This window comes from Streptomyces sp. NPDC058464, assembly GCF_042721035.1.
GTDB lineage: Bacteria > Actinomycetota > Actinomycetes > Streptomycetales > Streptomycetaceae > Streptomyces.
In genome coordinates, this window is the sequence record NZ_JBHXMA010000011.1 from 239,442 (window position 1) to 249,016 (window position 9,575).

Genomic DNA, 9,575 nt, shown 5'->3' on the forward strand with positions numbered 1-9,575 from the left:
CATCGTCAATAGCTGAGGGAAGTTAATTCTGAGAAGATCATCAGTTATGCGTCGGCAATCAATCCCGTTGCTAGACTTGTCGCATGCCGACGTCAGCGCCCTCCAACAACCGTTTCGAGCGACGCCGCGCCGAGACACGCAGAGCGTTCATCCGCGCCGCTCGGGAGCTCCTGGCCGAAGCAGGTGACACCAACGCCAGCATCCAGACCATCGCCGATCGGGCCGATGTCGGCTTCGGCTCCTTCTACAACCACTTCGAGTCGAAGGCGGAGCTGTTCGACGCCGCGGTGGCGGACGCGCTGGAGGAGTTCGGTCAGGTCATCGACGAGCAGCTCGCCGGGACGGACGATCCGGCCGAGCTCGTGGCGGCGGGGTTCCGCCTCACAGCCCGCATGGCAAGCTCGCATCCCGAGCTCATGGGCATCCTGCGGCACCGCGGACTGGCCCAGATCCACTCCGATCGCGGCATCGCCCCCCGCGCCCGCCGCGACCTGCAACGCGGTATCGAGACGGGCCGCTTTGCCGCTGTCGACCCGGCGTACGCACTGTCCGGAACAGGCGGAGTCCTGCTGTCCCTGGTGGAACTGCGGTTTTCCCGGCCCGACCTCGACGGCGAGGAAGCGGCTTCGAACCTGGCCGAGATGACCTTGCGCATGCTGGGAGTGCCTGCCGAGGAGGCGCACAAAGTAGCCCGACGCCCCTTGCCTGCCCCTGGGAACTGATCCTCGGGCACCTTCGGTAGCGCGGTCCCGGGGCAGTGTGCCGGCGTCGAACGGCGCGCGGGCGGCAGCGCGGTCGAGAAGCGACTGCAGTCCGAAGGACACATACGGGCGAGGGGCGGCTGTGAGGGCGGCACCGATCGCGAACGCGACGACGCTCTGGGCGGCTTGCTCGGTATCCCGCCTGGTGAGGCCGGACGCCTTGCAGACCGCGCGCAGGTGATCGTCATGGCGGTTTTTGGCCGGGCCGTCGCGAGGCTGGAACGCCATGGCGGCCAGGAGCCACGGTCGCCGGAGAAGCATCGAACGCAGGTTGTCGGCCATGGCCAGGAGGGCTTGCCGCCATTCGAGGTCGTCGAGACCGGGGAGCGGTGTCTGCCCCCAGACGGTGTCGGCGGCCAGCAGGAGCAGGTCGTGTCTGCTCCTGACGTGCCAGTAGAGCGCCGCCGCGGTGGCGCCGAGACGACTGCCCAGCTTTCGCATGCTCAGACTCTCGACGCCGCCCTCGTCCAGAAGGGCGATGGCCGCCTGGATGATCTGCTCCTGACACATAGCGCCGCGGAGCGTCCCTGCGGGATGTGTCATGCGGCTGTTCATGTCACCTTCTGCTGGGGAAGCGAGGCCACTGGTACACAGACCTGACGGCGAGTTGGCCGACGAGGCACCGACGCGCGGTTCAGGCTTTCGGGCCGTTGCGGTGTCAGGCGTGTCCGGCGTGAGGGCCCGCGGTTCCGATGCTGCGCAGTAGCCGCTCTCCGGAATCGCGGAGCCTGTCCTTGACCTTGTCGAGGCCGGAGGCGAGCAGGGCGTGATCGCGTTTGCGCCAGCCACCGGCGATCATCACGGCTTCGATGTTGGCGATGTCGGCGTGCAGGACCGTGGCGACCGGGTCGTGCGCCGGCCACAGGTTGAGCGCCCGGGCGTCGACGGCGACCAGGTCGGCCTGCATGCCCACCTCGATCCGGCCCACCTGGTCGGCCAGTCCCAGTGCCTTCGCCCCTTCGACCGTGGCCCACGCCAGCGCCTGTTTGGCGGTGACCGAGGGCGTGTTGGCGTACATGCCGGTCGTCTGCCGGTGGTGGGCATGGTCCAGGCTGCGCTGGTGGGCCAGGGCGATCCGGGCGGCGGTGAGGACCTTGCCGGGTACGGCGGTGTCGATGTCGGTACCCAGGGAGGGTGCCGCGCCCAGGCGCAGCAGGGATCCGGTGACGGGGGTGCCGTGGCCCTGGCCCAGTTCGTTCTCCGGGGTGGTGGTGAAGGTGACGCCTGCCTCGACGAGTGTCTTGGTCCAGTCGTCCGGCAGGTCGGCTCCGTGCACGATGTTGGTCAGGGGGCTGAACAGCCCGGCGGCGCGCAGGGCCTCCCAGCCGGGCGCGGGTTCCCCACCGCTCTGGTGCATCGAGACGACGAGGCCGCGTTCCGCGCCGGCCCGGAAGTCGGCCACCGCGGTCTCGGCGGAGGAGTACTGCGGACCCTGGAGTGCCATACCCAGGGTGAGGAGGGCGTGGTCGCGGACGGGGCCGTCGAGCAGCCGGTCGATCTCGGCGAGCGGGTGGGGGATCTCCGGGTCGCGGTAGGGCGTGCCGTGCAGGAAGACGGCGCGGATCCCGGCCTCGACGAGCCCCTCGACGGCCGCGTCGGCATGCTCGGGCGAGAGCACGTTGTGACACCAGTCGCCGAGGGTGGTCGTACCGCAGTTGATCTGGTTCAGCGCTCCGGCGAGATTGCTGATGTGCATGTCGTCCGGGGTGTAGTGGCCGACGCATGCGCCGTGGAGGTGGGTGAGGTACTCCATCAGCGTCCAGTCGGCACCGACCGAGCGCAGCGCGGTCTGCCAGGTGTGCAGGTGGGCGTTGACCAGGCCGGGGATGACGATACGGCCGGAGAAGTCGACGACTTCTGCGTCGGGCGCCTCGATGCTCTCGCCGACGGCGGCGATGGTCTCGCCGTCGACGAGGATGTCGGCGCGTTCGGCGTCGGGCCGGTCCGGTGTCATCGTGACGACCTGCGCCCCGCGCAGCAATGTGCGGCTCATTCAGTGGCCCCCGAACCGGAGGAGGGGCGGCTCTGCTGGGACATGCTGTGGCTCCTTGCCTACGGCGTCATCGCGCGTACGGCGGTTTGGGTGGTGGTGAGGAAGTCCCGGGTGGCGATGTGCCCGATGTAGCCGTCGGGACGGATCAGCAGCAGCGTGTCGCCGGTCAGACCGTAGGCGCGCTGCAGCGTGTTCGCGGGGTCGGAGAAAACGGGGCTGCCGTCCGCGGCTGCTCCGATGGTGACCCGCTTCAACTGGGCGCCCGCCGAAGGCCACGCCAGGCGTTCGAGGTCCCGGGCGGCACCGGGGCCGTAGGCGATGGCGGCGAAGTCCGGCCCGCGGAAGAGGTCGAACAGTCGGGTCCCGGCGCCGTCCGCGCCGAACAGCTCGGAGTCCGGGGCGCGGTCCCCCACGCGCAGCGTGCCGGTGCTGTCGCCGTCGGCGGGAGCGAGCGGGCCACCGTAATAGGTGAGCGCGAGCTGCTGCTCGTCCTTGCCGCGCTTCATGCTCGACGGGTCGAGCTTGGCGATGCCGCCCCACTTCTCCGTGGACAGACCCAGGACCCCGGCGGCGATCGGCTGCCGCTCGGCCTCGTAGGTGTGGAGCAGGGCCGGGTCGGCCCCGGCAAGAACCTGGCCGAGCTTCCAGCCGAGGTTGTAACCGTCCTGGATACCGGTGTTCAAGCCCTGGGCGCCGGCCGGGGTGTGGACGTGCGCGGCGTCACCAGCGAGGAAGACACGTCCTCGGCCGTAGCTCTCCGCCAGGCGGATGTTGGGGCGGAACACGGACTTCCAGTGGATGTCGTGCAGCTGGATGTGCCGGTTGCGGGTGTGGGAGTGGATCCGATCGACAATGGCGCCGATCTCCTGGGGCGGCTCCTCGTCGGGCGTGAGCCGGATCATCCACTGGAACATGTCACTGCCGGGGAGCGGGCAGGCGCCGATGAGCTTGCCGCCGAGGCCGGGCCACATGTGCCACCGGTCACGGGACAGGCCGCTCACGGAGGCGTCCACGATCAGCACGCGGTCGGACTCGTCCGTCGTCCCGGCGAATCCGATGTCCAGCTGCTTGCGCACCACGCTGGAACCGCCGTCGGCCCCCACGACGTAGCGGGCGACGATCTCCTCGACGCCGTCCGCGCCCGCCACCTTGGCGGTGACCGAGTCCTGGTCCTGCGTCAGCTCGGTCAGCTCCCTGCCGAACTCGATCCCGCGGCCGAGCTCGCCGAGCCGGGCATGCAGCGCGCGGTCCGTGCGGAACTGCGGGATCAGCCAGGTGTTCGGGTACGGGACGTCCGGGGTCCACTCCTTGTGAGGGAACATCTTCCACGGCACGGCGAAGGGTCCCGCATGCAGCCCGAGCTTGGGATAGAGACCGCCCCCGGCCAGCACGGCGTTCAGGGCGCCGAGGTCTTCGAGGACTTCGAGGCTACGCGGCTGGACGCCCTTGGCGCGGGAGCCGTCGAAGGCGTGAGGGGACCTGTCGACGATCCGTACGTCGAGCCCCCGGCGTACCAGGTCGATCGCCAGGGCAGAGCCCGAAGGGCCGGCACCGACGACCAGTACGTCGATGACCTGCGGGTTGTTCATGAGTCGAGCCTTTCGGTACGTGCGGCCACGAACGGGGCGATCCGGTCGGCTACGTCGCGCGGCCGTTCAAATGGGGCCATGTGCCCGCATTCGGTAATTACGTGATGTTGCTGGGGCTTCAACAGGGCGCGCGCGGTGTCGAAGTGGACCAGCGGTGTCACGTTGTCCTCGTCGCCCCACAGCAGCAGCGTGGGAATGCCCAGCTCCCCCGTCCGCCGGAAGAGGTCGTCACGGCCGGCCACGGGCAGGTGCTGCAAGGTGTCGAAGACCGCGTACAGCGAACCCTCGAAGCGGAAGCCGTCGAGGACCATCTCCGTCAGCTTCGCACCGAGCTCGGGGTCGCGGACGTTGTGCCCGAGATGCCCCTGGAGCAGTTGCAGGCCGCGGCGCCGGGCGACGAAGCCTGCGAGCAGATCACTGCGCAGCAGCCGGTTCGGAGAGGTCGGCTTCGGTTTCGTGAGACCGGCGGGACCGACGATGGTGAGGGTGGACACCGAGGAGCGGTACCGTGCCGCGTACTCCATCGAGACCAGCGCGCCCATGGACGTGCCGACGAGGTGCAGCGGCCGCGCCGTCAGGCCGAGCCGGTCCGTCAAGTCGGCGAGCTGTCGCACGAACAGCTTCTCGTCGTACCTCGCCCGCACCCGGTCCGAGTACCCGCGGCCGTAGGCGCTGAAGGCCATGGTGCGCAGCCCACGGGCGTGCAACTCGGCGACGAGACGGTCCCAGTAGAACAGCGGGATGGTGAGCGCCCCCACCATCACGACCACATCCCCGCCCTCCGGCCCCGTCAGCTCGTAGTGCGTGACGCCGTCGGACAGCTCGACGAAACTGCCGCGCAACGCCTTCCGCGAGCCGGCGGTGAGCCTGCGGTCCTCGCCCGAGGCGACGAAGTACTTCATGGAACGGGCCTCCTTGCCCTCAGTGCAGGTGAGTGTCGGCGCGGGAGCCGAGGAACTCCGCGATCGCGTCCACGACCCACTGCGGCTCCTCCTCCGGCAGCAGATGTCCGCCGTGCGGATGGACCAGCTCCTGGGCGCCCGGGATGTCCCGGGCGAAGCGCTGACCGTCGATGCTCGCGCTCCGCAGCACCAGCGTGGGCACGGTGATCCGGGGGATCTGCGCGCTGCGGTCCGGCTGGTCGGTGTTGCAGAAGTCGACGAAGGCCGAGCGGTTCCCGGGCCGGCTCATGAGCTGATGGGCCCGGTCCACCATGGCGTCGTCCACGATCCGCGAGTGCGGCCCGACGGCCTGGTGCAGGTTGCGCTCGACCGCCCCTCGCGGCATCACCCGCCGCAGCACGGGCCGCAGCAGCGGGTTGCGGGTCAGACGCATCCCCGCGGGCACCGTCTTCTCCGGATATCCGGTGGCATTGACCAGCACCAGCCCGGTCAGCCGCTCCGGATGATCCAGCGCGACGTTCCACGCGACGTTGCCGCCCAGCGAATTGCCGACCACCGCGTATCGCGGCACACCCAGCGCCTCCAGGAAGCCCGCCACCGTCGCGGCGTACGCCGGAACGCGGTAGTCACGGTCCTCGCGCGGGCCGGTCAGCCCGAACGCCGGCAGGTCGGGGCGGATGACATCGAACGAATCCGACAGCAGGTCAGCCACGCGGTCGAAGTGCTGAAGCGAGGAGGCACTGCCGTGCAGCAGTGCGACCGCCGGACCGTATCCGGCACGTTTGTAGTGGATCCGCAGCCCGTCCACCAGGACGAACCGGGAGTCGGGCTGCGGCTCAGACCAGACACTCATAACGGCTACAGTGTTGCCGGTAAGGTGAATGTGTCAAGAGGAGGCATCGGTGCGTTACGACTCATGTGGCCCTGTGCGAGAAGGCCACGCAATTAGTGCGCCGTGCCGCTGGTCGTTCGCCGGTCTCGACGCCGACGTCGCTGCGATGCGATGCGAACGCACCTCGATCGGATGAAGGCAGCAGCGGACGGCGGGGAGGCGGACGCGGCTTGCTCGGGCTGGTCGAAGCCCGCGCGCTGACGTCCGTGCCGCTGCGGACGTCTCGCTGCTGCAGGACCTGCATCTGAGGCACCAGCTGCCCGCCGACCTCGTCGAAGCTCATCCGTGCCCACAACACCGACGCGCCTTCGGATCGGGTGTCGAGTAGGCCCTCGGCGGGATCAAGAACTACAGCTGTCGTGGACAGAACCCCGAACCGGGCGACCTCACCTTCTTTGGCGCCGGCCACACCAGCGTCACCCACGTCGGCATCGTCGTCGCCCCCGGCTGCGTGATCGACATGTCGGGAGATCCGGGTGCGGGGAGCCGAGTCGTACGGCCCCAGGAGAGAGATCAGTCCACCGGCAGCAGAGAGGCGGGGTCAGGCGCCGGACCTCTCACCCGGCTGTCAGGACAGGCGCGCGGCGAGCAGGACGGCGTCGTCGTGACGGTTTTCCTGAAGGAGCCCCTCCAGCGCCACGTCGACGAGGTCTTCGAGCGGCGGGGGCTGCGAGCCGGCGGCCGCCTGCGCATCCGACACGCTCGTGCTCAGCCGGTCGATGCCCTCGCTGATGTCCATCGTGGGTGACGAGACGAGCCCGTCGGTCAGAAGAAAGAGCGTGGTGCCCGGAGCCATCTCGCACGTGACGGTTTCGCAGAAGCTGGGGGCAACACCGATCGGCAGCCCGGTCGAGACATCCAGAGCGCAGCTCTCACCGTCAGGGAACAGCACCACCGGTGGTACGTGCCCGGCGTTGGAGACGGCGAGGCGGTGGGTTCGAGCGTCGTAGACGGCGCAGACACACGTTGCGAGCTGGTCTCCGTGGAGGCGCTGCGCCTGATCGCTCAGCCGGTTCAAAGCCTCGTGCGGGGGAAGCCCGAGCTGGACCAGGGCGTTGAGCGCACTGCGCAGTTGCCCCATGAGGGCGATGGAGAGCGTGGAGGATCCCATCACGTCCCCGGCCACGAGCGCGACGGTCGGACCCGGCAGGGGCACCGCGTCGAACCAGTCCCCACCGGACCGCCGCAGATCGGACGCCGGGAGATAGCGGTAAGCAATCTCCACGCCCTCCAGATGCGGAATCTCGCGGGGCAGCAGCGCGCGCTGCAAGAGGAGCGGGTGAAGGTCCGACTCCGGCGGGACGACGGCCCGCGCCCGCGGCACCTGCTGCTCGTCACTCTCCTGAGCAGCCCGGAGCCACACCTCGTGCAGCACCCTCTGATCCTCTTCAGGACGGCCGCCCGGCGCTTGAGAGGACAGGACCTCCACCAAGGCGTCGATCACCCGCCACTTCGGCAGCCGCCGACTGCAGAACGCGTCATGAACGGTGCTCCGGGAGATACCGGCCCCCTGCAGGACCCGAGCGACCTCCATCAGGCTCGGGCGCCCGGCCAGCAGGTGCAACCGGTGCAGCGCCGCGTTCAACTCCTGGTGCGCACCGGTCAACTCAGGCTTGCGCAGCTGCCCGGCACGCCCCATCCCGACCCCCGTCCAAAACCATCCGAATCCGTCCAGGAATCATGCCACCGCGTACGACCCTGGCGGAGGCCGTCCGAAGCCATCGCAAACCAACAGCACGCCGTCCAGCGACCGTCTCCGCAGGAGAACCTCGTCACGGCAACGCCCCTCTCTTCACCTCCACAGGGGCAGCGTGCGAAGGGAACCACGATGACTTCGAAACGAGACAAGACGCCCACCAGGACACTCCAACGCCTGGCACGGAGCGCACTGTTCGCCATGGTGCGAGGAGCATCGGCGGCAGCTGGAACGGCCCTGTTCGCCACCGGCGCCTGGTGGTGGGGCAACCGCTGACGGACGCCGGCACCCAGGACATGTCCAGAAGCTCCCGGGCAATGCTCGACGGAGGTCGAGCCGGTGGGGACCGGTGCTGTGACGCCTGCGGCGGGCGATGTTCACGGGTCTGATGAGCCGGATGCCGGATGCCGGTAGCCGGATCGAGGGGCCGCTTCGTGTCGGTCGGGCCCCGGTATGCCGCAGGCTCGTGCAGGGCAACTGTGGGCAACCGCGGGCCACGGGCGGTGAGTTCTCGCGCCGGCGGCGGCCCGGGCCGTACCGGTGGCCGCCCTCCTTCGTGACGCTCGCGTCGGCGGAACCGTTTCGCCGGGTGCCTGTGTCCTCTTTCGCGGGAGGTGGTTCCACACGGCGGGGCCGCCTGTGAAGGGGGATGCCATGGGAGAGATACGCGAGGGGGCACGGTTAGGGGCCTGGGCCGTCGCGGGGGTCGTCGGGCTTGCGGTGCTGTATCTGGTCGGGGCGCTCGCCTTCGGCGGTGCGGCGTGGATCACCGCCCCGTTCCGCGGTGCGGAGGAGCAGCGCGAGAACACCGTCGGCTCGGGCGAGTTCCGGCAGACCACCTACGAGGAGTTCTTCGATCTGTGCGAGGCCGTGCAGAACGCCGAAGGGACGATCAAGGTCCTCCAGGAGGAGCGGAAGACCGCCTCGGAGACCCGCACGGCGCAGATCGACCAGTCGATCACCGCGTTGAGGGCCACCCGGATCGAGTCCGTCAACGACTACAACTCGAAGGCCGCCCAGGAACACCGCGCGCCCTTCCGCGACAAGGATCTGCCGTACCGGCTGGACGCCGACGCCAAGCGCACGAAGTGCACCAACTGATCCCCATCTCACCCGGGAAGAGGGCAGCACCGCATGAAGAAGTTCGCACGCATGGCCCTGGCCGCCGTCATCGCACTCGTCGTGGGCCTGGCCCTGGCGTCCTGCACCAGCGACTCCAGCCAGGACAAGGAGAACAAGCGCAAGCAGGAGACCTACGACCACCTCGTGGCCGAGCAGCCGGCGGTCCCCATGCAGTACTCGCCGACCCGCGAATCGATCAACCAGTGGATCAAGACGTGGGGGAAGCGGGGCAAACTCTCGTACGTCTACATCCAGAACGCCAAGGGCGAGTACGGGTACTTCATCATGAAGGGCCTGCCGGTGCCGCGCTGCAAGATGCTCACGCCGACGGAGAGGGTGGAGACCTACTCCGAGGGCGTCGCGGTCCTCGCGCAGCCCGGCATGGACGGCACGTACACGTCGGGTTCCACCTGCAACGCCTACTACGGTTTCGACGCCACGACAGGCGCGTACATGGAGTTCACGGTCGGCACGAACCAGTCGTTCTTCCTGTTCGACCAGCCCATGACGATGCCGGAGTACGCCAGCGCCAAGCAGCTGGGGCCGAGTTCGGTGAAGGACGTCGAGAAGTAACAGTGAGTGGCCGGGGCGTGCGGGGGCCGGTGGGGAGAGTTCCGGCC

9 protein-coding genes and 1 pseudogene are annotated in these 9,575 nt (G+C 69.1%); 4 read left to right on the forward strand and 6 right to left on the reverse strand.

Going from position 1 to position 9,575, the window contains the following annotated elements:
• Window positions 1–83 precede the first annotated feature (83 nt).
• On the forward strand, window positions 84–722 hold the full coding sequence (locus tag ACFWPQ_RS17725; RefSeq protein WP_384034920.1) for a TetR/AcrR family transcriptional regulator: 639 nt from the start codon (window positions 84–86) through the stop codon (window positions 720–722).
• 183 nt (window positions 723–905) lie between these two features.
• Here ACFWPQ_RS17725 and ACFWPQ_RS17730 read toward each other — a convergent pair.
• From ACFWPQ_RS17730 to ACFWPQ_RS17755, 6 genes and pseudogenes are all read right to left on the reverse strand, one after another.
• Window positions 906–1,316: pseudogene (locus ACFWPQ_RS17730) on the reverse strand (TetR/AcrR family transcriptional regulator); the annotation flags it as partial.
• A 103-nt stretch (window positions 1,317–1,419) separates the two neighbouring features.
• Window positions 1,420–2,754: an amidohydrolase family protein gene (locus tag ACFWPQ_RS17735; RefSeq protein WP_384034923.1), complete on the reverse strand. Its 1,335-nt coding sequence runs from the start codon at window positions 2,752–2,754 to the stop codon at window positions 1,420–1,422.
• Window positions 2,755–2,813: 59 nt separating this feature from the next.
• Window positions 2,814–4,343, reverse strand: coding sequence for an FAD-dependent oxidoreductase (locus ACFWPQ_RS17740; protein ID WP_384034926.1), 1,530 nt, complete (start codon window positions 4,341–4,343; stop codon window positions 2,814–2,816).
• Window positions 4,340–5,245 (reverse strand): alpha/beta fold hydrolase, encoded by a 906-nt coding sequence (locus ACFWPQ_RS17745; RefSeq protein ID WP_384034928.1) that lies wholly within the window; start codon window positions 5,243–5,245, stop codon window positions 4,340–4,342. Before ACFWPQ_RS17745 ends, ACFWPQ_RS17740 begins: the two co-directional genes overlap by 4 nt.
• 19 nt (window positions 5,246–5,264) lie before the next feature.
• Complete coding sequence (locus tag ACFWPQ_RS17750; RefSeq protein ID WP_384034931.1) at window positions 5,265–6,098, reverse strand: alpha/beta fold hydrolase; 834 nt, start codon at window positions 6,096–6,098, stop codon at window positions 5,265–5,267.
• Window positions 6,099–6,705: 607 nt separating this feature from the next.
• Entirely contained in the window at window positions 6,706–7,776 is a 1,071-nt protein-coding gene (locus tag ACFWPQ_RS17755) for a PP2C family protein-serine/threonine phosphatase (RefSeq protein WP_384034934.1), read from the reverse strand.
• Between the two features lie 189 nt (window positions 7,777–7,965).
• On the opposite strand from ACFWPQ_RS17755, the gene ACFWPQ_RS17760 reads away from it, so the two are divergent.
• The 3 genes from ACFWPQ_RS17760 (at window position 7,966) to ACFWPQ_RS17770 (ending at window position 9,528) form a co-directional block, all read left to right on the forward strand.
• Window positions 7,966–8,109 (forward strand): hypothetical protein, encoded by a 144-nt coding sequence (locus ACFWPQ_RS17760; protein ID WP_384034937.1) that lies wholly within the window; start codon window positions 7,966–7,968, stop codon window positions 8,107–8,109.
• 378 nt (window positions 8,110–8,487) lie between these two features.
• Window positions 8,488–8,934, forward strand: coding sequence for a hypothetical protein (locus ACFWPQ_RS17765; protein WP_384034940.1), 447 nt, complete (start codon window positions 8,488–8,490; stop codon window positions 8,932–8,934).
• 33 nt (window positions 8,935–8,967) lie between these two features.
• Window positions 8,968–9,528 carry a hypothetical protein gene (locus ACFWPQ_RS17770; protein WP_384034943.1) on the forward strand — a complete coding sequence of 187 codons (561 nt, stop codon included), beginning with the start codon at window positions 8,968–8,970 and terminating at the stop codon, window positions 9,526–9,528.
• Window positions 9,529–9,575: the final 47 nt, after the last annotated feature.

What these genes read in the sequence shown, in the direction of transcription:
- ACFWPQ_RS17745 (WP_384034928.1), bottom strand. Translation starts at nt 5,245, where the DNA reads ATGAAGTACTTCGTCGCCTCGGGCGAGGACCGCAGGCTCACCGCCGGC.
- ACFWPQ_RS17740 (WP_384034926.1), bottom strand. Translation starts at nt 4,343, where the DNA reads ATGAACAACCCGCAGGTCATCGACGTACTGGTCGTCGGTGCCGGCCCT.
- ACFWPQ_RS17755 (WP_384034934.1), bottom strand. Translation starts at nt 7,776, where the DNA reads ATGGGGCGTGCCGGGCAGCTGCGCAAGCCTGAGTTGACCGGTGCGCAC.
- ACFWPQ_RS17760 (WP_384034937.1), top strand. Translation starts at nt 7,966, where the DNA reads ATGACTTCGAAACGAGACAAGACGCCCACCAGGACACTCCAACGCCTG.
- ACFWPQ_RS17725 (WP_384034920.1), top strand. Translation starts at nt 84, where the DNA reads ATGCCGACGTCAGCGCCCTCCAACAACCGTTTCGAGCGACGCCGCGCC.
- ACFWPQ_RS17765 (WP_384034940.1), top strand. Translation starts at nt 8,488, where the DNA reads ATGGGAGAGATACGCGAGGGGGCACGGTTAGGGGCCTGGGCCGTCGCG.
- ACFWPQ_RS17750 (WP_384034931.1), bottom strand. Translation starts at nt 6,098, where the DNA reads ATGAGTGTCTGGTCTGAGCCGCAGCCCGACTCCCGGTTCGTCCTGGTG.
- ACFWPQ_RS17735 (WP_384034923.1), bottom strand. Translation starts at nt 2,754, where the DNA reads ATGAGCCGCACATTGCTGCGCGGGGCGCAGGTCGTCACGATGACACCG.
- ACFWPQ_RS17770 (WP_384034943.1), top strand. Translation starts at nt 8,968, where the DNA reads ATGAAGAAGTTCGCACGCATGGCCCTGGCCGCCGTCATCGCACTCGTC.